The sequence below is a fragment of the Adhaeribacter terrigena genome, from assembly GCF_016623615.1.
Taxonomy (GTDB): Bacteria; Bacteroidota; Bacteroidia; order Cytophagales; family Hymenobacteraceae; genus Adhaeribacter_A; species Adhaeribacter_A terrigena.
In genome coordinates, this window is record NZ_JAEHFX010000003.1 from 44,488 (window position 1) to 70,081 (window position 25,594).

A 25,594-nucleotide genomic window follows, 5' to 3' on the forward strand; every position below is an offset into this window, starting at 1 on the left:
CCATTATACGGTTTTCCACCTTGCAAAAGTAGGTTTTTAAAATCAAAGTCAGAGATGACCGGAATCAACCCCGGCACTGACTTTCATCATATTTAAGCCAGGCCGGCAACCTTAATTTTGTAAAGAACTTAAAACCAAGGAATCAGATGGAAGCCGCACCTTCAGTTGATTTAAAAACCTGCTACCACTGCGGGGAAGATTGTGACGATACGCCTATTTTGGCGCACGAAAAAGCATTTTGCTGCGAAGGCTGTAAAGTGGTGTACGAAATTCTGGATGCCAATAATCTTTGTACGTATTATACCATCGAAGACCGCCCGGGTAATTCGGTAAAAGATCCGGTGGCCGAATCGCGCCTGGCATACCTCGACGATGTTTCGGTGATCAACCAGCTGCTCGATTTTCAGAATTCGCAGATCAGCAAAATTACGTTTTACATTCCGCAGATGCACTGCAGTTCCTGTATCTGGCTGCTCGAAAACCTGCACAAACTCGATGTCGGCGTTACCGATTCCAAGGTAAATTTCCTCCGTAAAGAGCTGGCCGTTACCTTCGAACACGGCCAAACCAGTTTGCGCAAAATTGTAAAGCTACTGGCCGATGTAGGCTACGAACCGAATATTACACTCGCCGATACGCACGCCAAAGTGCAACCTAAAAATTACCAGATGGCCTATAAACTGGGCCTTGCCGGGTTCTGTTTTGCCAATGCCATGCTGCTCAGTTTTCCGGAATACCTGGCCGTAACCGGCGAACTGGAAAAAAGCCTGGGCAGTTTTTTTGCCTATATCAATATCGTTTTGGCTATTCCGGTTTTGCTCTGGAGCGCGCGCGGTTTTTTCGTGTCAGCCTGGCAAGGCTTAAAGCAGAAAATGGTAAACCTCGATCTTCCGATCGCCATTGGTCTTGCTTCGTTGTTTACGGTTAGTATTTACGACATCGTAACGGGCAAAGGACCGGGCTTTCTTGATTCGTTTACCGGTTTGGTGTTCTTTATGCTCATCGGGAAATATTTCCAGCAAAAAACCTACGATTCCCTTTCCTTCGACCGCGATTATACTTCCTACTTTCCGATCTCGGTAACCGTGCTGCGGAATAACCAGGAAACGTACGTGCCGGTAAAAGAGCTGAAAACCGGGCAACGGTTACTCATTCGCAACCACGAACTGATCCCGGCCGATGCTATTTTAATGAAAGGCACCGCCAATATCGACTACAGTTTTGTTTCCGGGGAATCGGTGCCGGTGGCGAAAGTGGCTGGGGAAATTATTTACGCCGGTGGCCGGCAGGTAGGGGAGAGCATTGAGCTGGAAGTAGTGAAAGAAGTGAGCCAGGGTTATTTGACCCAACTCTGGAATAGCAGCGTTTTCCGCAAAAAAGACGAAACCAATTTCGAAACGTACGCGCACGCCGTGGGAAAATATTTCATTACCGTAACCTTAATGATCGCTGCCGGCGCGTTGATTTACTGGGTGCCCCGCGATACCGATATGGCGATTAAAGCGTTTACGTCGGTACTGGTAATTGCCTGTCCGTGTGCGTTATCATTAGCCACACCGTTTACCCTCGGCAGCGCTTTGCGTATTTTCGGGAAAAATAAATTTTACCTGAAAAACCTGAGCGTGGTAGAAGAAATGGCCAAAGCCGATACCATTGTTTTCGACAAAACCGGCACGCTTACTGAAACCGACCAATCGGAGATCAATTACTTTGGAACGCAGTTTTCTCCGGAAGACCAGGTGCTTATTGCCTCGGTTTTGAAGCATTCTACACACCCGTTGAGCCAGCGCATTTACAGCCAGTTCAAGACATCTGCGTTACCGGTTATCAATTTTACCGAAATTCCCGGCAAAGGCATTGAAGCGGAAGTGAAAGGCGTAAAAGTGAAAATAGGTTCGGCTGAGTTTACGGGCGCAGAAGCCGGTCCGCAAACCGAAACCCGCGTGTATATTTGCCTTAACGGGAAGGTTTATGGCTACTACGTGTTCCTGAACAAATACCGCAAAGGCCTGGAAACGGTATTGAAATCGCTGAAAAAAGTAAAAAAGCTGGCAGTTTTAAGCGGCGACAACGACAGCGAACGCGAACGCTTAAGAAGCATTTTCGGTCCGGATGCGGAACTGAATTTCAACCAGAGCCCGGTGCAGAAACTCGAATACATTCAGAAACTTAAAGACCAGGGCCACAAAGTGATCATGATCGGCGACGGGCTGAACGATGCCGGCGCCCTGAAACAAGCCGATGCCGGCATTGCTTTAACGGATAAAGTAAGCGGTTTCAGCCCTAGTTGCGACGGTATTCTGGAAGCGAAGAACTTTGGTTTACTAGGCAAATTCCTGAAATTCTCGAAAGTGAATATGCGGATCATTTTAGCCAGTTTCGGGGTTTCTTTCGTGTACAATATCATCGGGTTAACCATGGCCGTAATGGGTGAATTTACCCCGATCGTTTCGGCTATTTTAATGCCGATCAGTACCATCAGCGTAATTGTGTTTGCTACCATTTCCGTGCAGATCGCGGCCAATAAAATGAAACTCAATAAACCAGAAAAACTGGCGATAACCTGATAAAATAGAAAGACTGGTAAATTTTCCTTTGCCAGTCATCCCAAGCTTGCACGAAAGCTGATCGAACAGTTTATAAAGGGAATTTGGCTACTTTTAAAATCTAGAAATAGTAAGGTACAGTCCTGTTTTCATAAACAAAAAGCCCCTTCATTGAAGGGGCTTTTTGTATTCAACAATTAAACAATATATAAGCAAATTCCTGATCTAAGGTTTATACTGCAAACCAACCGAGAACCCCAGGGTAGTTGGTTTTACACCAATGAAAGCCTGTTTTTCCTGTGCCGGCTTGAGGTAATACTGCATGGCCGGTCCGGCTGTTAGCGTCAGTTTCTGGCTGAGCGGCTGTTTATATTCCAGGCCCAGGTTCAGATACGGATTAAAGGCGGCAGCCGGGGTTTTCGTTTTTTCGTTGGTGGTTTTGTTTTGCAGCAACCAGTTCAGGCCAAGTCCTCCGGAAAGATCCAGTTTCTCGGATAAGGTTAGTTTCATGCCCGTAAAAATACCGCCGAAATAATACCGGAATAAGTGTTCTTCCTGGCGCTGCGTATTGTAAACCTGCATCGAAACACTGTTGCTTTGCTGCTTGATCACGACTGAATCGGGTGCCGTATTTACGGTATGCAAACGCAGATACTGGTTCATGCGGGCAGCCTGAAAACCCAAGATCAGCTGCAGATTTTTCCGGACCGGATAATACGCGCGGAAGCCAAATTCAAAGCCCAAACGTTCTTTTTCGAATTCGTTTTTGTTTTCCAGTTGCAGAATGCTGATGCCATCCTGCTGATTAGGTAATACCCGCTGAAACGTATATTGCGGCGCGCTATAAATGGCAAAAGCCCATTTGCGGGTCGAAGGTTTTTCCTGGTTTTTGTCTTTACCTGCAATCTGGTTTTCCGGTTCCGGCAGCGCCGTGATCAGCTGTTTTTTAAGAGAATCGGGTAGCGTTTCCGGGAATTCAGCGGCTGTAAACCCGCCTGCCAGGGAAGGTACTCTAGCTTTAAGCCAGGCAATTTCACGGCTGGTTTCAGATTGAACTAAATTCCCGTTTTCGGCATTTTGTAATCCAGCATTTTTCACCTCCGGATTATTGGTTAGCATGGCCTTTGCTAAACCAGTTCCGGGTTTTTCGGTGCTAAACCCTACCGTTTTGGCATTCCTGATTTCAGAAGCATTATTCGTTCTGTTTCCTTTATTTGCGTTCGATGCTTCCGGCTTGTTAATAGCTAAAGCACCCGCCTGCTGGATGCCGGATCGGGCCGAAATATTTTGCCTTTCAGTAGCTTGTTGCGCTTTATTTTCAGATTCTGAACGTTCATTTTCTTCCATTACCGTAATGTTTCCGGAAGGCTTGGTAGCAGCAATTAAGCCCGGACCTGAAATATTATTAGCTGGTTTGTTTCCGGAATTTATTAAAGGGTTTTTGGCGGTTGCTTCTGAACTTTGTACTGCGGCGTTATTATTTGCTTCATGGGTTTTTATGCCGGAAACCATACCGTTTTCTGCCGTTTCATTCGTGGCTTGATAGGTATCTAATTCAGGTTTTTCACCCTGAACCGGTACCGTTTTGGAAGTTCCGTTTTCAAGGTTCACAACCGTTGTTTCCGGGGAAGTTTGGGACAGGTTTTGGTTTTCGGATTTAAGCCAGCTTAACGGGTCTGTAAAATACAGGGCCGTTGGCAGCGTCATAAAAAACAGCAGGGCCGGCAGCCAGAAATAACGTTTATCGCGGCGCGGTTTTATGCGTTGGTTTATGTTGCTCCAGGCCTGCTCCGAAAGCTCGCCCTCAAAATCGTAAAGCTTTTTCCCGATCCCTTCTTCCCAATCTTTATCAACTCGCATATTTACAGGAATTAATTTTTTCTAACTTTTTCTTCAGCATGTTTTTAGCACGCGCCAGCTGCGAGCGCGAAGTAGCTTCGGCAATGCCCAGCATTTCACCTATTTCGGCGTGGTTGTAGCCTTCTACCACGTTCAGGTTAAATACCAGTTTATAGCCTTCGGGTAATTCGTTTATCAGCGTTACCAGTTCCTGGGCAGTGAGTTCATCCAGCCCGTTAGTTTGGCCGTCGTCCGAAACTTCAAGGTCGTGGCTGTTCTGATGATTGTAATGTTTAACGTTCTTCCGGTAGTTATTAATGGCCGCGTTCACAAAAATGCGACGGATCCAACCCGAGAAAACCCCGTCACGGAAGGTATGGATGTTTTTGAAAACGGACACAAAAGCATCCTGGAAAATATCATCGGCTTCGAAATCGGTTTGGGCGTAGCGCAGGCAAATGCCTTTCATGCGCTTTCCGTATAGCCGGTAAAGCGCCTCCTGGCAGGCGGGGTTGCCTTTTTTGCAGCCTTCTATGATCTCGGGTTCGGTAAGCACAATGCAGTTTTAGGGGTTCTTAATTTCCGTAGGGTCAGGTACTAGTAAAAGCGAAGGCCAGCGGCCGGCGTTTTTACTGAATGTTTACCGTTACTGTAGAGATGGTGCAGGTTGATCCCTGGCAGATCCGGTACTGGAAACTATCGGTAATATTATGCAGCGGGGTATTGGTAATATACAAAATTCTGGAACTGGCTCCGGAACCGGTTACCATCAAGGTGCCATGACTGCTTTGGTTGATCAGGTGCACCGATACGGCCGGAGCATTGGTGCACCATACATCGTTGCCTAACACATCTACCGCTACCGAATCAATGGCTTTGTTGTGCGGCATAGTCACCATATCCGGGTTAGCGGTAAGCGTACAGTTAGGGATTACCGGTTTTACGGTTATCGAAACTTTGCCTGTAACTGCCCCAACTTTATAGTGCACTTCGTCGGGACCGGTGTAATTTGGGTTTGGGATATATTCCAGTTGGTTGTTGCCGTTCAGGCGGGCCCGCCCAAACTGCGGCGCCTGTACCATGCTCGGAATATTGTTGCAGGTTACATCGTTTTGCAGAATGTTTATGGTGCTGCTTTGGTTTGCAATAACGGCTACAGAATCGTTGGACACAGAAACCGTGCACGGATTAACCGGGTCGGCCTGCACAATAATGAACACGCTGGCGGAAATACAGTTCTGGCCGATGCATACCTTATAACGAACCGTATCGCGGCCCACGAAATTGGTTTCAGGCTGGTAAAAAACGCTGCCCGGAGTGCCGGTTGCCTGTAAAGTGCCGTGGCTTGGTTTGCCAAATTCTACCGAAGTTTGCCCGGATATGGAATCGTTTGCAAGCACCTGCAACTGAATGGTCTGGTTCTTTTGGGTGGTATACGTATCGTTGCGGAGCACCAGGGTAGTGGCAAGCATCGGACTGGTATCTTCTTCAAACTTATCGCAGCCGCTTAGCAAAAAAACGAAGGCAAAAAGGCCGGCGAAAAAGGTGAACAGCGATTGATTTTTCATTGCAAAATTTAAATAAACAGAAGAGAAGCTCGGGTTTCAGTACCATGACACAACTATTCGTGAAAACGCTGCTTGGGCCTGAAAAAAAATTATGAAAGGCAATATAACAAGGAAATACGGGATTTCCGAAAAACCACCAGGCTACAATTTTACAGCCATAAAAACCGCAAGTATAAGATTCGGAAAAGAAAAAGGCACCCGATAACAGGTGCCTGAATTTTGAAATTAAATAAGGAAATGCTCAAATGATGAAAAACGGTAGGATTTTCAGCTTAAAAAGTGCTGAGTCTTTTCTGACCGAAGGTATCCGGAAGGTTTTTGCGCTTCATTTCATCGAAATTAAATGCCAGGCTAATTCCCGGAACGCCGTATAAATAAGTGGGCGCCATTACTACCGTGGGCTTCCGGCCCCAGCGGTTGCGGTGCGATAAATAGGCCACGTGCGAAGATAAAATACCAATGCCGGCGCCTACAAATACATCCGATTGCCAGTGTTTATTTTTTAGCATCCGGAAAGCGCCTACGCTCGTAGCAATGCCGTATGCGCCTACGCCGTACCAGTTACTGCGGTGTTTCAGCTCGGTGTGCAGAATAGAAGCGGCCAGAAAAGCCTGCGCCGTATGGCCGGAAGGCAACGATTCGCGGTTTTCGCCGTTGGGCCGGAGCTGGTTGGTCAGGTTTTTCATGGTGAAAACCGTAACCCCGAAAATTGCCTCCGCTTTCAGAATTACCAGGGTGGTGTTGAGCAGATCGTTGTTGGAGCGCTGATTGAAAATATTGGCCGCTGCCAGTTCAAAATAAGGCGCCACCAGAAAAGCATCGTCGAGCCAGGTATCGAAGTTGGGGAAATTTTTCAGAATATCGCGCTGGGCATCGTAAGAGCTGTAAAAACCGTTGTCTTTAATGGTGCTAACCCCGTAACCGATCAAAACTGCCGGCACAATGGTCGCTTTAAATACTTTCGATTTATAAAAAGGCGCTTTGGGTTTTTCTACCCCGACCGGGTCCTGGTACTTTTGAAGGGTATCGGTTTGCTGGGCTTTTAATTCGGTAGAAAAAAAGAAAACCGGAAAGAAAAACAGGAGCCAGAAGCGGTAACGTTGCTGCATAAAAAACGGGATACTTGATTCAGGTTGCTTAAACGAATAAAGGTAACAAATAGATAACCGTTTTTTCAAGGGTAAACGCTATGGTTTTCAGGTAAAAAAGTAAGAAAACCCAGTTGTTGATCGTTGTTGGTATGTGTAAATAGTTGATATTCTGAGTTTTGTGCGATGATACGGTAAATCTAAATTAAAGTTTTCCGAAAGATTAATGTAAACTTGCATTGGATTTAAAAGTTGATAATCTGAAAATCACTTCGAATTATGGATGTATTAAAACGAAATAATGTAACAGTAACCGGCCAGGGCCAGACGCCCATGCTTTTTGCCCATGGCTACGGTTGCGACCAGAACATGTGGCGTTTTATTACGCCCGCCTTCCAAAAAGACTATAAGATCGTGCTATTCGATCACGTTGGGTTTGGCAATTCCGATGTTTCGGGTTACACGCCTAAAAGATACGGTTCGCTGCAGGCTTATGCCGACGATGTGCTGGAGATCTGCGAAACGCTCGGTTTAAAAGACGTGATCTTTGTGGGGCATTCGGTCAGCGCTATGATCGGGGTGCTGGCTGCCATAAAAAACCCAGATATCTTTCAGAAACTCATCCTGATCGGGCCTTCGCCCCGTTATATAAACGAACCGGGCTATACCGGCGGATTTTCGCGCGAAGACATTAATGGGTTGCTTGAATCTTTGGATGGCAATTACCTGGCCTGGGCCGCGGCTATTGCCCCGCTTATTATGGGCAATGCCGAAAAGCCGGAACTCAGCGAAGAACTGACGGCCAGCTTTTGCCGGAGCCACGAAGAATTTGCCAAGAATTTTGCCTATTTAACCTTCCTTTCCGATAACCGCGCCGACCTGAAGAAACTCCGAACCCGCTCGCTGATCCTGCAGTGCAAGGAAGATATAATTGCACCCCTGGAAGTTGGCGAATACCTGAAAGAACAGCTCCCCGATAGTGAATTGGTGGTAATGGAAGCAACCGGCCATTGTCCTAATTTAAGCGCCCCGGAAGAAACCATAAAAGCGATTGAAGATTTCCTGCACGCCGAAACGGTAGGGAAATAAGCTGAAAAAGTAATAACCGGCCGGGTACCTGCCTACCGGTATTTTGCAAGTATAATGGAGAAAAAGGAATTAAAGAAAGCCAACGGCGACGTATTTTTTGAAGCAATGCGGGCTGCTGATAATTCCTATATCCTGGTGAATTGGGTTGGTATTCAGAGCCTGGAAACCATTATGTTGGGAGCCAACCAATTACTGCAAATGCTGCGGCATCAACCCAGCCTCTCCATTCTGAATAGTAACAAGGAACTCATTGGCCCCTGGGATGACGGCGCACTTTTTCTGGGCAATACCTGGGCAGTAAAAGCCAGCATCCTTGGGGTAAAGAATTTTGCCCACGTGCTCGCTCCGGGCCTTTACGGCAAACGGTCCTTTCAAAAGTTCGAACAATTTGCCGAAAGATATTTTACCATCGAAACCTTTGAAAGTGAAGTCGAGGCAATTCAATGGTTGGAGGGCTGAAAACTTCATGCTTAAAGCAAGGTGAGCAAATAACCCAATGCCGCGCCGCCCATCACAATAAAAGCGCTGTTCATTTTCTTGAAATAAAATACCACCGCAAAGCTGAGTACGGCAATTAAAATGCTGCGCCAGTCGGTTAACGTGCTGCGGCCCATTTCGAAACAAACTGCCAGAATTACCGCTACCGAAGCCACGTTCACCGCATCCAGAAAAGCCCCCATGAGTTTCGATTTGCGCAGTTTGGGAATAACCGGGTTTAGCAGGGCCACAAAAACAAACGAAGGCAAAAATACGCCGATCGTAGCTGCCAGGGCGCCCCAGAAGCCATGCAGTTGCCAGCCAATAAAAGTAGCCGTAGAAAGCACCGGCCCGGGCGTGAACTGGCCAACCGCCACGGCATCGATCAATTCCTGGCGCGTGAGCAAGCCTTTGTTTACCAGTTCGGCATCGAGGAAAGCAAAAAGCACGTAACCGCTGCCGTAAAGCAAAGCCCCCACCTTCAGAAAACTCAAAAAGATCTTCAGCTTGCTAAGCTGCATTTCAGCGCCGGCAGTTTGCAGCAGCAAAAGCGGCGAAAGGGCAGAAGCAGTGCTGCGGCTGTTCTTGAAAAAATAAAGCAGCAAACCCACTAAACCACAGCCAAAAAGCGCCACAATCTCATTTAAGCCCAATAAACAAACTACCAGCGTTAAAGCCCCCAGAATCCCGAGTTCCACATTTTTCAGCGCTTTTTGACCTAATGAAATTACCGCCGAAAGAATGATGGCGATAACGGCCGGTTTAATGCCGTAAATGAAAGGCGCCACTTCGGGTAATTGGCCGTAGGCGCTGTAAAGCCAGGCAAAAACCAGGGTTATGAGCACCGCCGGAAAAATAAACGCCGTACCAGCCACGATCAGACCCGGCCAGCCGCCTTTTTCGTAGCCGCAGTGCATGGTCATTTCGGTGGAATTGGGGCCTGGAATTAAATTCGTTGCTCCGATCAGATCCAGGAAATGCGCATGATCAATCCATTGCCGTTTCTTTACGATCTCGGCTTCCATCATGGCAATGTGCGCCGCCGGACCGCCAAACGAAATGGCACCCAGCTTTAAAAATACCCCGGCAATTTCGGATAAACTGACTTTATTGGGAACGGCATCTGGCATAGTTTTCCGGCAGTTTTTAATAGCGTTTTGGCCGCAATTTAAAGCTATTAATTTTCTTCTATGAAGAAGGTAATGTTAAATTTTCTTACCGGAACTTGGTTGAAAAGAGAGATTCTGGTTTTAAAATCTGAAACTGTGGCCAATTTATTAAAACAAAAAATCCCGCAGCTTCAGGATGTTCTGAGTCTGCGGGACCTGTAAATTTGAAGGGATAGTGCCTTATGCGCCTTTTACGTCACAACCTTTTTCCAGGGTATCGAGCAGGGAAAGTTTGCCGGCAAGGCTGCGTTCTTTTATCCAGCGGAATACTTCTTTGGTGGTTTCGTCGTTGCCGTGCTTTACCATGTAAGATACCAGCAGGATAATGGTGCGGGTAAGCTGGTTCTGGATCATGTTGATTTGCATTTCCAGGTTTTCGTCCAGCACTTTCATTTTGATCTTACTTAGATCGGCTTTTTCAAAAGCTTCTTTGCGCGTAACCAGTTTGCTTACCACTTTCTTTTTGATCTTGCGCATGCGGTCCGGGTCGGGCTGCACCTGCAGGAAAGTGGTGATGTAAAGATGCACCAGCTCTTCGAATTTGCCCTGGTTCGTTAGGGTTTCCAACTCTTTCAGGATACCGTTTTTCACGTTAAACGCTGCCGGTTCTGGAAGCACCGTATTTGATCCAGGAGTATTATTTTCCATTTTGTTTTTAGGAGATATTGGCGGAAACGAAAACCGGAGATGAGCCGGCCCATGCTTCCCGTACATAGGTACAGCAAAAGCGCCATTAAAGTTCGGTTACGCCAGATCGGTAAAAGCCTTCGGCGGCATTTTTCAAGGCAAAAGCACAAACGGTTTTAGCACAATTCTTTTTGTTATGCTTTCTAAAAGGTACGGGATTTCGCCGGATATTCAACCTTATAAAAATACTTTAGCGGAATGTCAGGCTGCAAATGCGACCTGCCTAATGCGAAAAAGATCAGGAAAAAACCCGTTTCAAACCGTTGAAGTGCGAACCTGGAGTTTTGACAAGCAAAAGTATACCGTTTTTTATAAAATATTTAATTTGAATGTTTTAGGCCGCCGGTACGTTCTTTTAATAATACGCTAACTTATCTATATAAAAGGCGTACCTTACAAGGCTAATAGCAATAACCTCTCTTTCGGCATTCTGAAAATTTCCGCCGGAGCTGTTTTTCTTCATCCTTTTTTTGCTCCTGCTTTTTAATTTTTATCCGAATTGGCCTGAAGGCTAAGCATTTACTTCCATCTTGATATCCAATCCAATGAACCTGATCCCCGAAAATACAGTACCCGCCAAAGAAAATGAAGGGAGATTCCAGAGTCTCATGGAAGCCAGTTTAGACCCGCTCGTAACCATTAGTTTAGACGGTAAGATCATGGATTTTAACGAAGCCCTGGCCAACATTACCGGCCTGACCCGCGAAAATTTAACCGGTTCCGATTTCTTTGGGTATTTCATTGAACCGCTTTTGGCCCGCGAAATTTACCAGAAAGTTTTTGCTGAAGGTTCCGTTACCGATTCGCCACTTACCATTCGCCACACCGACGGCAACCTGACCGACGTACTTTTTAACGGCAGCGTTTACCGCGACGACAAAGGCACCGTACTGGGCGCCGTAATTGTGGCCCGCGACATTGCCGAACAAAAATGGGCTACCGAACTCCGCATTGTAAATAAAGAACTGGCTTTTCAGAATCACGAAAAAGAAAAACGCGCCCAGGAATTAAGCGTGGCCAACAAAGAGCTCGCTTTCCAGAACAACGAAAAAGAAAAACGTTCCGACGAATTAAGCATCGCCAACAAAGAACTGGCTTTTCAGAACGACGAAAAGGAAAAGCGCGCGGCCGAACTGAGCATTGCCAACAAAGAACTGGCTTTCCAGAACGATGAAAAAGAAAAGCGTGCCGAAGAATTAGGAATTGCCAACAAAGAACTGGCTTTTCAGAACGACGAAAAAGAGAAACGCGCGGCCGAACTGGTAATTGCCAACAAAGAACTCGATTTTCAGAAAGGCGAAAAAATTAAAAGAGCCGCCGAATTACGCGTGGCCAATTACGCCCGCGGTCTGATCGAAGCCAGCCGCGACCCTTTAATGACCATTAGTCCGGAAGGCAAAATTACCGACATGAACCAGGCTACGGCCAACGTGATCGGGATCGAGCGGAAAAACCTGATCGGTACCGACTTCTTCAATTATTTTACTGAACCTGAAATGGCTCAGAAAGTGTATCTGGAAGTTTTCGCCCAGGGTTCCGTTGCCGACCTGCCCTTAACGCTATGCCGCAACGACGGAAAACTGACCGATGTGCTGTTCAACGGTTCGGTTTATAAAAACGACGAAGGCAAAGTAATAGGCGTAGTGGTAGTAGCCCGCGATGTAACCGAACAAAAACGCATTGCCACCGAGCTGGAAGCCGCTAAAATTGCCGCGGAACATGCCACCAAAATTGCCGAAGAAGCCAAAGCTAAAGCCGAAAAAGCGGCCTTGGTAGCCGAAGACGCGGTAAAAACCAAGCAGCAGTTCCTTTCCAATATGAGCCACGAGATCCGCACGCCGATGAACGCCATTGTCGGGTTTACGAAAGTGGTTTTGAAGACCGAATTGACCGAAAAGCAGAAGGAATATTTAATGGCGATCAAGAACAGCGGCGATGCCCTGATCGTGCTCATCAACGATATCCTGGATTTGGCAAAAGTAGATGCCGGAAAAATGACCTTCGAGCAGATCCCGTTTCAGCTGTCGGCTTCGCTTTCTTCTATGCTGCATTTGTTCGAAACCAAGATCCTGGAAAAGAATTTAAAGCTGGAAAAGCAATACGATGCGCGCATTCCGGAAGTGCTCATCGGTGACCCGGTGCGCTTGCACCAGATCATCCTGAACCTGGTAAGCAACGCCGTGAAATTTACTTCTGAAGGCAAGATCACGGTAGGCGTAAAAATGGTATCGGAAGACGCCGAAAAGGCAACCATTAAATTCTCCGTAACCGATACCGGTATTGGCATAAAACCCGAAAAACTGGGTCATATCTTCGACGATTTTCAGCAGGCTACCAGCGGCACTTCGCGTTTATATGGCGGTACCGGTTTGGGCCTGGCTATTGTAAAAAACCTGGTAGAACCCCAGGGCGGCACCATTACGGTAGAAAGTACGCCCGGCGATGGTTCTACTTTCAGCTTTACCCTGACCTTTCAGAAAACCGAAGATAAAGCCGAACTGGAACTGATCCCGGAAGTGGAACTGGAATCGGAGTTTAAAGATGCGCGCATTCTGGTAGTGGAAGACATTGCTTTGAACCAGCTGTTAATGAAAACCCTGCTCGAAGATTTCGGCTTTAAAATGGACGTGGCCGGCAACGGCCGCATAGCCCTGGAAATGCTGAATGACTGCGATTACGACCTGGTATTAATGGACCTGCAAATGCCGGAAATGAATGGTTTCGATGCTACCAAACATATCCGGGAAGAGATGAACTGCAACGTGCCGATTATTGCGCTAACCGCCGATGTAACCACCGTGGACGTAGAAAAATGCAAGGCCGTGGGCATGAACGATTATATTTCCAAACCCATAGACGACAAACTGCTTTACAGCAAGATCATAAAATTCCTGAAGCAGCCGGGCTTTAAAAAAGCAGGCATCAAGAACAAGGAAGATCTGCAAACGCGGCCGCTGAAATGCGTGAATTTCGATTACCTGAAACGGATCACGAAAAATAATAAGCGCATGATGGAAATGATCGGTTTATACCTGGAAGAAATTCCGCAGCTGGTGCAAACCATGAAACAGGCCATTGCAGACAAAGATTGGGAAAGCCTGAAACTCTCCACGCACTCCCTCATCCCGACGTTCTCGACCATGGGCATTAACCCGGAGTTTGAAGACATGGCCAAAGCCATTCAGGCGCTGGCCGGTAACCTGATCGCTGAAAATGCGGGGCAGGAGGTAAGCGACGAAACCATGATGATGCTCACGACTTTGTACCAGAAAATAGAAACGGTATGCTTTCAGGCCGCAAAAGAGCTGGAAGAAGAAATGCTGAAGCTGGCCGAATTGGTGTAAAGCTGAAGTAATTTAAAAGTAAAATCCCGCAGGTTCAGTTTCTGAAGTTGCGGGATTTTTTTGTTTGATTAAAGTAGGAATATTGTTTTGATTAACCGACCTGTTAAGTTGTCCGTAGGTGTTAAGGTATAAACCAAGAAATCACGATGGCTGATTATAAAGTAGAGAAAATTAAGGTTCCAAAATTTGAGGAAAGCCAAGGTTTTTATACTACGAAGGAACGAAGTTTATTAATGGCCAAAATTAAAGGCAAGAACACTAAACCTGAATTAGCTTTAAGAAAAGGATTATGGAACGCAGGTTTTCGTTATAGGGTCAATTATTCGAAATTGCCTGGAAAACCTGATATGGTTAGCAAGAAATATAAAGTTGCCATTTTTGTTGATGGTGAATTTTGGCACGGATATAATTGGCAAAAAGAAAAAAAGAGCATTAAAGCCAACAGCGGTTATTGGATTCCTAAAATTCAGCGGAATATGCAGCGTGACCAGGAAAACAATGAGAAGTTAGAATTGTTAGGATATAAAGTATTTCGGTTTTGGGAGCATGAAATACGAAAGAACCTTAATGGTTGTATTGATCAGATTTTTAATTTTATTCGAAGTTCGACTAAGTAAACTTATTTTCCTGAAGCAATTTCAATCTTTAAGCTTGGATCGGTTTCATATTTATCAATTATTTCATTATAATTTTCTATCAGTTTTTCAATGTGGGCCTGCCGGGAATCCTTATCAAACCAACTTCTCTCGTGAATATTGGAAACAATGAACTGGTAAAAATCAATAATATCGATCCGATCTTTGATATTTAAATCAGCAGCTATTCCTTCTGCAATCAGTACGCCGCTGTCTAAGGTAACTATTAGTGGTTTACGGTTGGCATTTAGGTTTTCCCGACACTTGTTCAGGAGGCTTTCGGTCGGTCTTGTCGTTACATGAATACTAACTTCGCCAATATCGAAATCGCCTGTTCTTCCAATTTCCTGATCGTTGTTGCTGGAGCAATTATGGATTACTGTTTCATTTCCTTTTATAAGTTCGAGCTTAGCCCCAACCAAGTGTTGAAGCATAATGCCTAAATATCTTACGCCTACAACCTGGCGCTGTCTTTCTAATGCCTGCGTGGTCAGATTTTGAATAATAGATTTAACGCTCTGCGATGAATCAAGATTTAAAGTAAAAGGAGCAGCATCAAAATAGTTTCGGACTTTCTCTACCCAGAAAGCTTCAATTTCCTCCCAGTCTATACTATTGCCGGCTTCGTAAGCGGAATTCAGGAAAGCCATATAAGCTCTCATGTTTTCAATGCTTCCTCTGCTAGTTCTGGCACCTTCGCTTGCTAAGATTCGTTCAATGCCATGCTCTTTTAAAATCTTCTTTAAGTTCGGACCGCCAAGCCCTTTTACCTGACCGCCTTTTTCGGTTAAGAAATCTTCAGGTCTTAAAGGAAAATTTAAATTTCTAAAAGCATTGGTGAGCTGAACAGCTACGCTTAAAGGGCCTTTGGTATTGAAATTGTTGCTTTTATAGAATTCCTCAAGAAGCTCTTTCATAGGGTATTTGTTCAGTGATTTCAAGTTCACGACGATTGTTTCCTGTTGCGTTATATGCTAATACCCGTTCAAACATATTTGTAGCTAAATGATGAACTACTGGTACTGCAACGCCGTCACCTACCAAGTGGTAAGCATCATTATATTTGGCTGGTAATTGGTAATTATCGGGCAGACCCATTAGTCTTGCACCTTCCCTTGGAGATAGAAGCCTTGATTTAACTTGTTTGCCTTCTACGATTAATATTATTTGTCGTGAAGATCCGCCCCCAGGAGTTCTCAAGCAACCCGAAATTTGATCGAAGCGGACTTCGGCTCGCTGTTGGCTTTTTCCGTCTTTATCTTTCCGGGTTCTTCTATAAATACCACCCACAGTTTTTTTGCCCGAAACCATAGCGTTTTTCACTTTTGCCAAGTTAACAGGCGACATTAAATCCAGCAGATTTTGAGTTTCTTCAGGTGAATGCCAGGTTACTCCAAGAGGCTCATCTTCAATGATATCAATGAAGTTTTTTTTCCGCTTTGCGGGGAAAGGCAGATGCCACCAAACCCAGTTCTGTTTTATGGCAACCGGAAGCTTTTTATAAGAAGCAACTAAGTTATCAGGATGCCAGAGACCATTAAAGTAATTCGTGGTAAGCTCTTTCGGAATTGTAATATCTTCCCGAATGCCAATTACAAAAAGTCGTTTCCGTGATTGTGGCACAAATAATTGGGCATCCATCACAATTGCTCCGAATTTATAATTAAGGTTTGCAAATGCTCCGGCTATAGCCGCGAAATCGTTTCCCTGATTTGAGGTAATAGCGCCTGTAACGTTTTCCAGAACCACTATTTTAGGCGAACGGTTTTCTGAGGATAACTTTGTCATCAAAGACCAGAAGTGCCAGAATGTTCCGGATCTGGTTTTGTTCTCATTTTCAGGTGTTCCTAATCCATTTCCATTCCCGGCGAGGGAAAGGTCCTGGCAAGGAGAGGAAGCCCATGCAAGATCAGCACAACCTGGCAATTGAGTCGCGTTAATATTAGCTATATCATCAATTACTAGATCTTCGCTGCCCCAATTCTGTTTATAGGCTTTTCCCTTCATTTCATCGAAGTCATTCGCGAAACTACAATTCCAGGTATTTCCCAATCCTGAACGAGCCATGCCGCCACCAGCGAAAAATTCATAGAAAGTAGGCAAAATCAAATTCTTTTAAAGGTAATAAAATCTATAAGCAATATAGTTTGACCTATGCTTAGGTGAACCATAATCTACGTAAATTTAAAAAGAGTTTTCAAACTTACCTGCCTCCTGAAAATATTTAAGTTACAAGAAGGCCTTTCTCTCGCAAATCCCCTCCCTGCAATCAATCACCCCCAAAACTGACAACCGTCATATTTCCCCCCAAGCCCCTGAAGTAATTTTGTAATGTTGGCTAAAGGCGGTTCCGGCCGGTAAAAACGGTATCGAAACGTACTGCAAAACCCCCGAAACCGCCTTTAGACCAACGCTAACCGCAAAACCGCTTCGGCCATGAACATTATCTTTCTTTTGATCTGCGTCAGCTTAATGGTAGCGATCATCTTTCTGGTCGCGTTTCTGTGGGCGGTGCGCTCCGGCCAGTACGAAGACGATTATACCCCGTCCGTGCGCATGCTCTTCGACCAGGAATTAACCAAACGCAATACTACCATTAAACCAAACACCAACACTAAAGCAGACACCGCACATGTTAACTGAAGTTTCAAACCCTAAACCGGGGGTTTTAAGCGGCAAGATCGGAGACCGGATCAACACCCTCGAAACCTTCTATTACGACAACAAAATTGTCCGTAATTTTGCCTGGGCCACCATTTTCTGGGGCCTGGCCGGTATGCTCATCGGCGTGATCGTGGCATTCCAGCTGGCTAACCCCGATGTGAACATGGGCAACCAGTATACTACCTTCGGGCGGATCCGTCCGCTGCACACCAATGCCGTAATTTTCGCCTTCGTGGGGAACGGTATTTTCATGGGCGTTTACTACTCGCTGCAGCGTTTATTAAAAGCCCGGATGTTCTCCGATGTACTCAGCAAAATTCACTTCTGGGGCTGGCAATTGATCATCCTTTCGGCCGTAATTACGCTGCCATTAGGTTACACCACTTCCAAAGAATACGCGGAACTTGAGTGGCCAATCGATATTGCCATTACCTTGATCTGGGTGGTTTTCGGCTGGAACATGTTCGGAACAATTGTAAAACGCCGCGAGCGCCACATGTACGTAGGGGTTTGGTTTTACATTGCCACGTTCTTAACGGTTGCGGTGCTGCACATCGTTAACTCTTACGAAATTCCGGTTACCTTCATGAAAAGCTACTCGGGTTACGCCGGGGTGCAGGATGCGCTGGTGCAGTGGTGGTATGGCCACAATGCGGTTGCGTTCTTCTTAACCACGCCGTACCTGGGCATGATGTACTACTTCCTGCCAAAAGCCGCGAACCGTCCGGTTTATTCCTACAGACTTTCCATTATCCACTTCTGGTCGCTGATCTTCATCTACATCTGGGCTGGTCCGCACCACTTATTATATACTTCCCTGCCAGACTGGGCACAAAGTTTAGGTGTAGTGTTCTCCGTAATGCTGATCGCGCCAAGCTGGGGCGGGATGATCAACGGCTTGTTAACCCTGCGGGGCGCCTGGGATAAAGTGCGCGAAGAACCGGTACTGAAGTTCATGGTAGTAGCGGTTACCGCTTACGGGATGGCAACTTTCGAAGGTCCGATGCTTTCTCTGAAAAACGTGAACGCCATTGCCCACTTTACCGACTGGATCGTAGCGCACGTACACGTGGGTGCCCTTGGCTGGAACGGTTTCTTAACCTTCGGAATCTTGTACTGGTTAGTGCCGCGCATTTTTCAAACCAATCTGTATTCTAAGAAACTGGCAAATGCGCACTTCTGGTTAGGTACTTTGGGTATCATTTTCTACGCGGTTCCCATGTACTGGGCCGGTTTCACCCAGGGCTTGATGTGGAAACAATTCGGCGAAGGCGGCGTGCTGCAATATGCCAACTTCCTGGAAACCGTGCTGCAGATCGTGCCTATGTATTACCTGCGCGGTATTGGTGGAATCCTGTATCTGAGTGGAGCTTTCATCATGCTGTACAACGTCTACAAAACCGCCAAATCCGGTAGCCTATTAGCCAACGAAGAAGCCGAAGCGGCACCGTTAATGCCGGCCACCGTTGGTCAGCACCACGACAGCCACTGGCACCGGATCATCGAGCGCAAGCCGTTCCGCATGGCCATCTGGGCAACTGTAGCCATCTTAATTGGTGGCCTGGTAGAAATGGTGCCAACGTTCCTGATCGACTCCAACGTGCCGACCATTGCCAGCGTGAAACCATATACTTCCCTGGAATTACAAGGCCGCGACCTGTACATAAAAGAAGGTTGCGTGAACTGCCACACCCAGATGATCCGTCCGTTCCGCTCAGAAACTGAACGCTACGGCGAATACTCGAAAGCGGGAGAGTTCGTGTACGACCGTCCGTTCCTGTGGGGCTCGAAACGTACCGGTCCGGACTTGCACCGCATCGGGCAGAAATACCCGCACAGCTGGCACTATAACCACATGCTCGATCCAACTTCTATGTCACCGGGTTCTATTATGCCGGCTTACCCTTGGTTGTTCGAGCAGGATCTGGATATAGAAGATACCCCGGCCAAGATCAGAGCCATGCAGAGTATGGGTGTTCCGTATCCGGAAGGTTACGCCGAAAAAGCCAACGAAGACCTGATGAAGCAAGCGAAAGGAATTTCCGCCGACCTGGCCAAAGAAGGCATAGAAGTGAAACCGGAAAAAGAGATCGTAGCCCTGATCGCCTATCTGCAAAGATTGGGTACCGACATTAAAGTGAAAGAAGAACAGAAACGATAAAATTTGGCGGAAGAAAAACAGAAACCAGATCTCAGACTTACAAGGAAAATACCATCGCCTTCCTACGCGGTTAAATAAAAAAACCGGAGCAGGGCTACCAAAAAACGGTAGGTAAAACAAACTAAAAAGTCTGGATCTGGGATCTGAATTCCGAAGCTATTAAAGAGATAAAGAAATGTACAAGAACGTCTTACAGAGCATCACCGGAATCGAGATTTTCCCGCTGATCTCATTTGTCATATTCTTCGTGTTTTTCCTGGGTTTGCTACTGTACGTGGTATTATCCGATAAAAACCACTTAGCTACCATGTCGGAGCTGCCTTTGCAAAACGAAAACGAACCTCAATTCGGAAAAGAATTACTCCTATGAAAACGTTAAACAAAGTACTTTTTGCGGCCATAACCCTAGCGTTTTTCGGTGCTCCCGAAACGCAGGCCCAGCAGATAGACGGCAAAGCTATTTTCGAAGCCAACTGCAAAGCCTGCCACAGCATTACCGAAGACGTGGTTGGTCCGGCCCTGAAAGACATAGATAAACGCCGCGACGCCAAATGGATCAACAGCTTTGTAAAGAATTCCCAGAAAATGGTGCAGGCCGGCGATAAAGACGCGGTAGCCCTTTTCGAGAAATTCAACAAAGTGCCGATGCCTTCTTTCGAAAGCTCGCTGAAAGACGCCGACATCGAAGCCGTAGTCGCCTACATTAAAACCGAAAGCGAAGCCCCGGTGCAAGCCGAAGTTGCAGCGCCGCCAACCACCCCGGCCGACCCGAAAAACGGTACTGGAAATGAGGTGAAAAGTAGCTTTAGCTTAAAATCACTGCCGGCTACGGTTTTCCTCGGTATCCTGATCGCGGTATTCCTTTTAGGCCTGGTGGTGCTGTTCCTGATCATGACCTTTGTTTCCATGCTGCCGGTACTGGGAAGCTATTATAACCGTCCGGAAAATGCGCATTTGCCGATGGCGAAATTGGTTGGCCTGCTGCGCGGCGATACCAAATCCATTGTAGGCGAACACAAAGACGTGCTGATCGAAGACCACAGCTACGACGGCATCCACGAGTTCGACAACGACCTGCCGCCCTGGTGGAAATACAGCTTCTACGCCACCATCATTTTCGGGATTGCCTACATGCTGCACTACCACGTTTTTGAGACCGGTAAGCTGCAGGATGCTGAATACCAGGTTGAAATGGAACAAGCCGCCTTGCTAAGCGCCAACGAAGTAAGCGACCCGAATGCCAAAACTGATTTCAAAGTTCTGACCGAGGCTACGGCTTTAGAAAGTGGTAAAACCATCTACGCCCAAAACTGCGCTGCCTGTCACGGCAAAGCCGGCGAAGGTACTGTAGGCCCGAACTTAACCGACGAATTCTGGCTGCACGGCGGTGACGTTAACGACATCTTCAAAACCGTGAAATTCGGGGTAACCAGCAAAGGCATGGTAGCCTGGGATAAAAAGCTCAGCAAAGATCAGATCCTGGAAGTTTCCAGCTACATCCTGAGCCTGCAAGGCACTAAACCGGCCAACGGCAAAGCCCCGCAAGGCGAGAAGTACGAAGCGAAGAAGTAGTTTCTTTTAATTAGAAATTACGAATTATAAATTAGTTTATCAAAAGCTGCCAGGTGGAAACGCCTGGCAGCTTTTTGTTTTTAAGGATTAAGCGTTTTGAAACAAAGTCCCCCATGGAGAGGGTAGGGGAAGGATATGAGCATTGCTTGTTAAATCAAATTTGCGTCATTCTGAGCTTGTCGAAGAAACTATCTGGTACTCCTATGGAATTTAAGCGAAGCAATGAATTTCTTCAGCAGTTTCGGTACGCGTTAGTTCCCTCGCCTTCGCTCGGGATGACCTAATAAATATAAATTCAATGTCAACTGCTACCAAATTAATTGTCTTAAACAGCAGGCATATTTTCACCATTCAAAAATATGACGAAATGCATTTTTCTGAATGATCTGTAACATTCCGTTTCCCCGCAAACAGCGGGAACTTTGTAAGTGAAAAAAGGAAAAATTCAGGCTTTCAAAGGAGAATTACCAATTAAGAGCCAATTCCTGATTCTCCAATATTCATTCAAACCATCTCGCTGCCGGTGCGCACAACCGGAAAGTGAATATGAGCAATATAGTTGATACCGAAACTTACCGCGACACGATCTCGACGGTAGACAAAGACGGAAAAAGGGTATGGGTTTACCCGAAAAAACCGAAAGGCAAACTGTACAACTACCGCAAGCTGGTGAGCTATGGCTTTCTGGCTTTGCTTTTTATTGGGCCGTTCCTGAAAATTAACGGTTTGCCGGTGCTTATGCTGAATCTGGTAGAGCGTAAGTTCATCATTTTCGGAATGATCTTCTGGCCGCAGGATTTCTTTATTCTGGTGCTGGGTTTCCTGGCTTTCGTGGTTTTTATCATCCTGTTTACCATCGTTTACGGACGCGTTTTCTGCGGCTGGATCTGTCCGCAAACCATCTTCCTCGAAATGGTTTTCCGGAGAATTGAATACTGGATAGAAGGCGACAACAACAAACAGAAAGCGCTCGACCGGCAGGACTGGAATTTCGAAAAGATCTGGAAGAAAACCGCCAAGCACGCCATTTTTGTAGCTATTTCCTTCATCATAGCGAACACGCTTTTAGCTTATATCATTGGCGTAGAAAAACTCCAAGAGATCGTTACCGATAACCCGGCTAACCACTTAGGCGGACTGGCTTCGATGGCAATTTTTACCGGAATTTTCTATTGGGTTTTCGCCAGTTTCCGGGAGCAGGTTTGTACCATTGTTTGCCCGTACGGCCGTTTGCAGGGCGTAATGCTCGATAAGAAAAGCATTGTGGTGGCCTACGACTACGAACGCGGTGAACCGCGCGGCAAACTGCACAAAAACCAGGTGCGCACTGAAGGCGATTGCATCGATTGTAACCAATGCGTGCAGGTTTGCCCCACCGGAATCGACATCCGCAACGGCACCCAGCTGGAGTGTATTAACTGCACTGCCTGTATCGATGCTTGCGACAGTATCATGGACCTGATCAACAAACCGCACGGCCTGATCCGGTATGCTTCGGAAGAAGAGATTGCAGAGAAAAAGAAATTCCAGTTTACTACCCGTATGCGCGCGTACACCGCCATACTTGTAGTTCTGATGGGCGTTTTTGTAACCCTGCTCGTTACCCGCAAAAACATCGATGCGACCATTCTGCGCACGCCGGGCATGATGTACCAGAAAAAAGCCAACGGCAACATCAGCAACTTATACAACATTTCGCTCATCAACAAAACGAACGAAGCGTATCCGGTTACCCTGAAATTACTGGAACCACAAGGCGAAATTAAGATGGTAAGAAGCGGTTTAATATTGCCCGAACAAGGCATCACTGAAGGCGTTTTCTTTGCTGAAATTCCGAAAAGCGAGTTGCACAAAATAAATACCGAGATCAAGATCGGCGTATTCTCCGGCGAACAGCTTATTACTACTAAAACTACAAAGTTCCTGGGGCCGGCTAATTAAATTGCTGAATGGTTAAATTGTTGATTGTTAATTATTATAGAGTTTTTGGCTTAAAAGTCATAGCGTTTTATCCGGTCATCTCGACGAAAGGAGAGATATCTTCCAGTTGGTAAGAAGCCGGTATAAATGGTAGTGCTAACCTGCTAAGATCTTTCACTCGCGTTCGGGATGACGGATTGAAAAACATGACCAAATACTTTTTTACGGCTGACTAAACGCATTTCAAACGAAGAGTAGAAACCGGAATTTTGTATCAGTTACTATTGCAGATTTCAATTAACAATTAACAATCAGCAATTAAACAATAAAACCGCCGCACAGAAATGAATACCGCACAAACTTCACCTAAAAAAATTGCCTGGTGGCCCAGGTTCATCATTCTGGGTTACATCCTTTTCATTGCTTACATCGGCAACTTTGTAAGAATGGCCATGAGCTCCGATGTGGACCTGGTGAGTAAAGATTATTACAAACAGGAAATTGCCTACCAGCAACACATTAATACTGTTTCACAAACCAAAGCCAATAACGCTGATATTCAGGTTACGCTGGCAGAAGCCGCCGGCCAGTTAGTAGTAGCTTTTCCGGAGTTTTACGAAGGGCAGAAAGTAAGCGGCAAGATCAATTTCTTCCGGCCTTCCAACATGAAGCTTGACTTTGAAACCGCCCTGAATTTAAACGAGGCGCGGCAGCAATTCATCCCGGTAGATAAACTGGAAAGCGGACGCTGGAAAGTTCGGGTAAGCAGCGAAGTGAACGGCAAAAACTACTTCACCGAACAGATCATCACGCTGAAATAATCGCACGCATTTGAGAATTTAAATACGGGAAAAACATTTTCAAATTTTCAAATCTCCAAATTTTCAAATTAAAAAAATGATCTGGGCAGGATTTTTATTCGGCATTTTAGGAAGCTTCCATTGCGTAGGGATGTGCGGCCCGATTGCGATGGCGTTGCCAGTTGGCAGGGGAGCGGGCTGGCAGTTTGTGGCCGGCCGCCTCCTGTACAATGGTGGCAGAATCTTAACGTATGCCTTACTGGGTGGCCTTGCTGGTTTATTTGGTAAATCCTTGCAACTGGCCGGTTTTCAGCAAACCATTTCTATTGTTTCCGGTTTGCTTATTTTAGCCCTTGTAGTACTGCCATATTTCGGCGGAAGCAGGTTTACCACCTTTATCGGGTTCGATAAAGCGTTGCTAAAAGTACAAAGCTTAATGGCGAAGCAATTTCATAAAAACAGCACCGCTTCCATGGGCATTATTGGTATGCTCAACGGCATTCTGCCTTGCGGTTTCGTGTACATTGCGTTGGCCGGCGCAGTTAGTGTCCCTTCAGTAGGCGGCAGTATGTTGTATATGGCTTTGTTTGGGTTGGGCACGTTTCCGCTCATGTTCCTTTTAAGCCTTTCCGGAAAACTGGTGAAGCCTAATCTGCGCAAGTTATTCAAGAAAGCGGTGCCGTATGCGGCTACGTTTATGGCGGTGCTTTTCATTCTGCGCGGCCTGAATTTGGGCATTCCGTACCTGAGTCCGCAGGTTATTAAAACCGCCGAAAAAACCGAAATGGCCTGCTGCCATAAACCGGTAGCAAAACGCTAGGGTTTTAGTCTTAAAAACTACTTTTTCGTTTTCCGAATTTCATTTTAACCGCACCATACTTATGAAAAAGCTACTACTATTAACTGACCTTTCCGACGAAAGCGTGAATACCTACCGTTATGGTTTGCAACTGGCTAAAGCCTTGAAAGCGGAGATCATTTTATTGTATTGCTCCTCCGAAAAAGCGCTTACCATGACCGAGCAGTTCGGCTACCTTCAGAAGTTGCGCAGCTATGCCGACCGTTTTGCCCAGGCGGTAAAAGAAAAAGCCGGTAAATTACCCTCCGTGGAATGCTTTGTAACGGCAGGTGAACCGGTGAACGCGGTAGCTAAAATGGTAGAAACCATGCAGGTGGATCTGCTGGTGGCCGGTGACCGTTTCCTGGATAACCTGAAGTCGGAAACGCCGCTTCCCTTACAGCAATTGGTGCCTTGCCCGGCAATACTGGTACCGGAAGGGGTTACCCATAAAAAAATAAAGGAAATAGTTTTTGCTACCGATTTTACCGATCAGGATGTGGAGGTTGCCAAAGGAATCTGCAAGCTGGCCGAAGCGCTGAATGCCCACGTTTCTTTCCTGCATTTTTATCCGAAAAGTGAACGCGGTCGTCGGGCGCAGATTCTGCACAAAGGCGAAGAACTCACCGCGCAGCTTACCTGCAAAACCAGCCTGCATTTAATTGAAGAAGAAGACCTGCTGGAAGGCATGAACGATTTTGCCGAAAAGTACCGCGCCGATCTGTTTGTATTAGCAACCAAGGATACGCATCTGCTGCAGCAGTATTTCCAGAAAACCTACCGCAAAACCCAGGCTTACCATACCAGAGTACCACTGCTGAATCTGTACCAGGAACGAAATGCGCCTTGTTCTGCCAGCTGCTCGTTTTGCCATTCCGGTCATGAGCATAAGCACCAGGCGTTATCTGCGGTCCTTTAATAAGTTTACATACGGAAATTTATGTTCTGAATTTAAAACCCTCCTAAGCAAACAGGAGGGTTTTTTGTTTTAAAACGCTAGGGTTTCCGGCCTGAAAACTCTGAATAATTATATTCACGTTGGTAATTCATCCCCTTATTCAGGCAGTTCACCGGTAAAAAACAGCTTCTGAAATAATATTTTAACAGGTACCTTGTTTTGCATAGTACCTGTTAATAACTTTGCAGCGCTTAAATTACTTCTGAGCTCAGCATGCTGGCAACGCTGGCTAGGAAATT

General features: G+C 46.2%; 21 protein-coding genes. 13 read left to right on the forward strand and 8 right to left on the reverse strand.

Going from position 1 to position 25,594, the window contains the following annotated elements:
* Positions 1 to 146: 146 nt before the first annotated feature.
* On the forward strand, positions 147 to 2,567 hold the full coding sequence (locus I5M27_RS06925; RefSeq protein WP_200505472.1) for a heavy metal translocating P-type ATPase: 2,421 nt from the start codon (positions 147 to 149) through the stop codon (positions 2,565 to 2,567).
* Positions 2,568 to 2,771: 204 nt separating this feature from the next.
* On the opposite strand, the gene I5M27_RS06930 is transcribed toward I5M27_RS06925, so the two are convergent.
* The 4 genes from I5M27_RS06930 to I5M27_RS06945 form a co-directional block, all read right to left on the reverse strand.
* A complete protein-coding gene (locus I5M27_RS06930) occupies positions 2,772 to 4,406 on the reverse strand; it encodes a hypothetical protein (RefSeq protein WP_200505473.1) in 1,635 nt (544 codons plus the stop codon).
* Complete coding sequence (locus tag I5M27_RS06935) at positions 4,396 to 4,941, reverse strand: RNA polymerase sigma factor (protein WP_317193564.1); 546 nt, start codon at positions 4,939 to 4,941, stop codon at positions 4,396 to 4,398. Before I5M27_RS06935 ends, I5M27_RS06930 begins: the two co-directional genes overlap by 11 nt.
* A gap of 73 nt (positions 4,942 to 5,014) precedes the next feature.
* Positions 5,015 to 5,953: an Ig-like domain-containing protein gene (locus I5M27_RS06940; RefSeq protein ID WP_200505474.1), complete on the reverse strand. Its 939-nt coding sequence runs from the start codon at positions 5,951 to 5,953 to the stop codon at positions 5,015 to 5,017.
* Positions 5,954 to 6,225: 272 nt separating this feature from the next.
* Positions 6,226 to 7,062 carry a phosphatase PAP2 family protein gene (locus I5M27_RS06945; RefSeq protein ID WP_200505475.1) on the reverse strand — a complete coding sequence of 279 codons (837 nt, stop codon included), beginning with the start codon at positions 7,060 to 7,062 and terminating at the stop codon, positions 6,226 to 6,228.
* A gap of 258 nt (positions 7,063 to 7,320) precedes the next feature.
* Between I5M27_RS06945 and I5M27_RS06950 the strand changes: the two genes are divergently transcribed.
* Together I5M27_RS06950 and I5M27_RS06955 are read left to right on the forward strand one after the other, a co-directional pair.
* Entirely contained in the window at positions 7,321 to 8,130 is an 810-nt protein-coding gene (locus tag I5M27_RS06950; RefSeq protein WP_200505476.1) for an alpha/beta fold hydrolase, read from the forward strand.
* A 54-nt stretch (positions 8,131 to 8,184) separates the two neighbouring features.
* The gene (locus I5M27_RS06955) at positions 8,185 to 8,589 is read left to right on the forward strand and encodes a hypothetical protein (RefSeq protein WP_200505477.1); all 405 of its coding nucleotides are present in this window, start codon (positions 8,185 to 8,187) and stop codon (positions 8,587 to 8,589) included.
* Positions 8,590 to 8,600: 11 nt separating this feature from the next.
* Here I5M27_RS06955 and chrA read toward each other — a convergent pair whose 3' ends face one another.
* Both chrA and I5M27_RS06965 read right to left on the reverse strand, forming a co-directional pair.
* A complete protein-coding gene (gene chrA / locus I5M27_RS06960; protein WP_200505478.1) occupies positions 8,601 to 9,737 on the reverse strand; it encodes a chromate efflux transporter in 1,137 nt (378 codons plus the stop codon).
* A gap of 219 nt (positions 9,738 to 9,956) precedes the next feature.
* Entirely contained in the window at positions 9,957 to 10,424 is a 468-nt protein-coding gene (locus I5M27_RS06965) for a hypothetical protein (RefSeq protein WP_200505479.1), read from the reverse strand.
* Positions 10,425 to 11,008: 584 nt separating this feature from the next.
* Between I5M27_RS06965 and I5M27_RS06970 the strand changes: the two genes are divergently transcribed.
* Both I5M27_RS06970 and I5M27_RS06975 read left to right on the forward strand, forming a co-directional pair.
* Complete coding sequence (locus I5M27_RS06970; protein ID WP_200505480.1) at positions 11,009 to 13,807, forward strand: ATP-binding protein; 2,799 nt, start codon at positions 11,009 to 11,011, stop codon at positions 13,805 to 13,807.
* Between the two features lie 146 nt (positions 13,808 to 13,953).
* On the forward strand, positions 13,954 to 14,424 hold the full coding sequence (locus tag I5M27_RS06975; protein ID WP_200505481.1) for a very short patch repair endonuclease: 471 nt from the start codon (positions 13,954 to 13,956) through the stop codon (positions 14,422 to 14,424).
* A 2-nt stretch (positions 14,425 to 14,426) separates the two neighbouring features.
* On the opposite strand, the gene I5M27_RS06980 is transcribed toward I5M27_RS06975, so the two are convergent.
* The gene (locus tag I5M27_RS06980) at positions 14,427 to 15,359 is read right to left on the reverse strand and encodes a DUF4928 family protein (protein ID WP_200505482.1); all 933 of its coding nucleotides are present in this window, start codon (positions 15,357 to 15,359) and stop codon (positions 14,427 to 14,429) included.
* Positions 15,343 to 16,545: a DNA cytosine methyltransferase gene (locus tag I5M27_RS06985; protein ID WP_200505483.1), complete on the reverse strand. Its 1,203-nt coding sequence runs from the start codon at positions 16,543 to 16,545 to the stop codon at positions 15,343 to 15,345. Before I5M27_RS06985 ends, I5M27_RS06980 begins: the two co-directional genes overlap by 17 nt.
* Positions 16,546 to 16,878: 333 nt before the next feature.
* Between I5M27_RS06985 and ccoS the strand changes: the two genes are divergently transcribed.
* From ccoS to I5M27_RS07025, 8 genes are all read left to right on the forward strand, one after another.
* Complete coding sequence (ccoS, locus tag I5M27_RS06990) at positions 16,879 to 17,085, forward strand: cbb3-type cytochrome oxidase assembly protein CcoS (protein WP_200505484.1); 207 nt, start codon at positions 16,879 to 16,881, stop codon at positions 17,083 to 17,085.
* On the forward strand, positions 17,075 to 19,267 hold the full coding sequence (gene ccoN / locus I5M27_RS06995) for a cytochrome-c oxidase, cbb3-type subunit I (protein WP_200505485.1): 2,193 nt from the start codon (positions 17,075 to 17,077) through the stop codon (positions 19,265 to 19,267). Before ccoS ends, ccoN begins: the two co-directional genes overlap by 11 nt.
* A gap of 175 nt (positions 19,268 to 19,442) precedes the next feature.
* Positions 19,443 to 19,637 carry a hypothetical protein gene (locus tag I5M27_RS07000; RefSeq protein ID WP_200505486.1) on the forward strand — a complete coding sequence of 65 codons (195 nt, stop codon included), beginning with the start codon at positions 19,443 to 19,445 and terminating at the stop codon, positions 19,635 to 19,637.
* Positions 19,634 to 20,839, forward strand: coding sequence for a c-type cytochrome (locus tag I5M27_RS07005; protein ID WP_200505487.1), 1,206 nt, complete (start codon positions 19,634 to 19,636; stop codon positions 20,837 to 20,839). Before I5M27_RS07000 ends, I5M27_RS07005 begins: the two co-directional genes overlap by 4 nt.
* A gap of 546 nt (positions 20,840 to 21,385) precedes the next feature.
* A complete protein-coding gene (gene ccoG, locus I5M27_RS07010) occupies positions 21,386 to 22,780 on the forward strand; it encodes a cytochrome c oxidase accessory protein CcoG (RefSeq protein ID WP_200505488.1) in 1,395 nt (464 codons plus the stop codon).
* A gap of 323 nt (positions 22,781 to 23,103) precedes the next feature.
* Positions 23,104 to 23,580 (forward strand): FixH family protein, encoded by a 477-nt coding sequence (locus I5M27_RS07015; protein WP_200505489.1) that lies wholly within the window; start codon positions 23,104 to 23,106, stop codon positions 23,578 to 23,580.
* A 76-nt stretch (positions 23,581 to 23,656) separates the two neighbouring features.
* The gene (locus I5M27_RS07020) at positions 23,657 to 24,379 is read left to right on the forward strand and encodes a sulfite exporter TauE/SafE family protein (RefSeq protein WP_200505490.1); all 723 of its coding nucleotides are present in this window, start codon (positions 23,657 to 23,659) and stop codon (positions 24,377 to 24,379) included.
* A gap of 61 nt (positions 24,380 to 24,440) precedes the next feature.
* The gene (locus tag I5M27_RS07025; RefSeq protein WP_200505491.1) at positions 24,441 to 25,316 is read left to right on the forward strand and encodes a universal stress protein; all 876 of its coding nucleotides are present in this window, start codon (positions 24,441 to 24,443) and stop codon (positions 25,314 to 25,316) included.
* Positions 25,317 to 25,594: the final 278 nt, after the last annotated feature.

Bases quoted from the DNA above. Each gene is read 5' to 3' on its own strand.
- I5M27_RS06945 (WP_200505475.1), bottom strand. From the start codon at position 7,062: ATGCAGCAACGTTACCGCTTCTGGCTCCTGTTTTTCTTTCCGGTTTTC.
- I5M27_RS07000 (WP_200505486.1), top strand. From the start codon at position 19,443: ATGTACAAGAACGTCTTACAGAGCATCACCGGAATCGAGATTTTCCCG.
- I5M27_RS07005 (WP_200505487.1), top strand. From the start codon at position 19,634: ATGAAAACGTTAAACAAAGTACTTTTTGCGGCCATAACCCTAGCGTTT.
- I5M27_RS06925 (WP_200505472.1), top strand. From the start codon at position 147: ATGGAAGCCGCACCTTCAGTTGATTTAAAAACCTGCTACCACTGCGGG.
- chrA (WP_200505478.1), bottom strand. From the start codon at position 9,737: ATGCCAGATGCCGTTCCCAATAAAGTCAGTTTATCCGAAATTGCCGGG.
- I5M27_RS06970 (WP_200505480.1), top strand. From the start codon at position 11,009: ATGAACCTGATCCCCGAAAATACAGTACCCGCCAAAGAAAATGAAGGG.
- I5M27_RS06955 (WP_200505477.1), top strand. From the start codon at position 8,185: ATGGAGAAAAAGGAATTAAAGAAAGCCAACGGCGACGTATTTTTTGAA.
- I5M27_RS07015 (WP_200505489.1), top strand. From the start codon at position 23,104: ATGAATACCGCACAAACTTCACCTAAAAAAATTGCCTGGTGGCCCAGG.
- I5M27_RS07025 (WP_200505491.1), top strand. From the start codon at position 24,441: ATGAAAAAGCTACTACTATTAACTGACCTTTCCGACGAAAGCGTGAAT.
- I5M27_RS06975 (WP_200505481.1), top strand. From the start codon at position 13,954: ATGGCTGATTATAAAGTAGAGAAAATTAAGGTTCCAAAATTTGAGGAA.
- I5M27_RS06950 (WP_200505476.1), top strand. From the start codon at position 7,321: ATGGATGTATTAAAACGAAATAATGTAACAGTAACCGGCCAGGGCCAG.
- I5M27_RS06940 (WP_200505474.1), bottom strand. From the start codon at position 5,953: ATGAAAAATCAATCGCTGTTCACCTTTTTCGCCGGCCTTTTTGCCTTC.
- I5M27_RS06965 (WP_200505479.1), bottom strand. From the start codon at position 10,424: ATGGAAAATAATACTCCTGGATCAAATACGGTGCTTCCAGAACCGGCA.
- I5M27_RS07020 (WP_200505490.1), top strand. From the start codon at position 23,657: ATGATCTGGGCAGGATTTTTATTCGGCATTTTAGGAAGCTTCCATTGC.
- ccoN (WP_200505485.1), top strand. From the start codon at position 17,075: ATGTTAACTGAAGTTTCAAACCCTAAACCGGGGGTTTTAAGCGGCAAG.
- I5M27_RS06980 (WP_200505482.1), bottom strand. From the start codon at position 15,359: ATGAAAGAGCTTCTTGAGGAATTCTATAAAAGCAACAATTTCAATACC.
- ccoG (WP_200505488.1), top strand. From the start codon at position 21,386: ATGAGCAATATAGTTGATACCGAAACTTACCGCGACACGATCTCGACG.
- I5M27_RS06930 (WP_200505473.1), bottom strand. From the start codon at position 4,406: ATGCGAGTTGATAAAGATTGGGAAGAAGGGATCGGGAAAAAGCTTTAC.
- ccoS (WP_200505484.1), top strand. From the start codon at position 16,879: ATGAACATTATCTTTCTTTTGATCTGCGTCAGCTTAATGGTAGCGATC.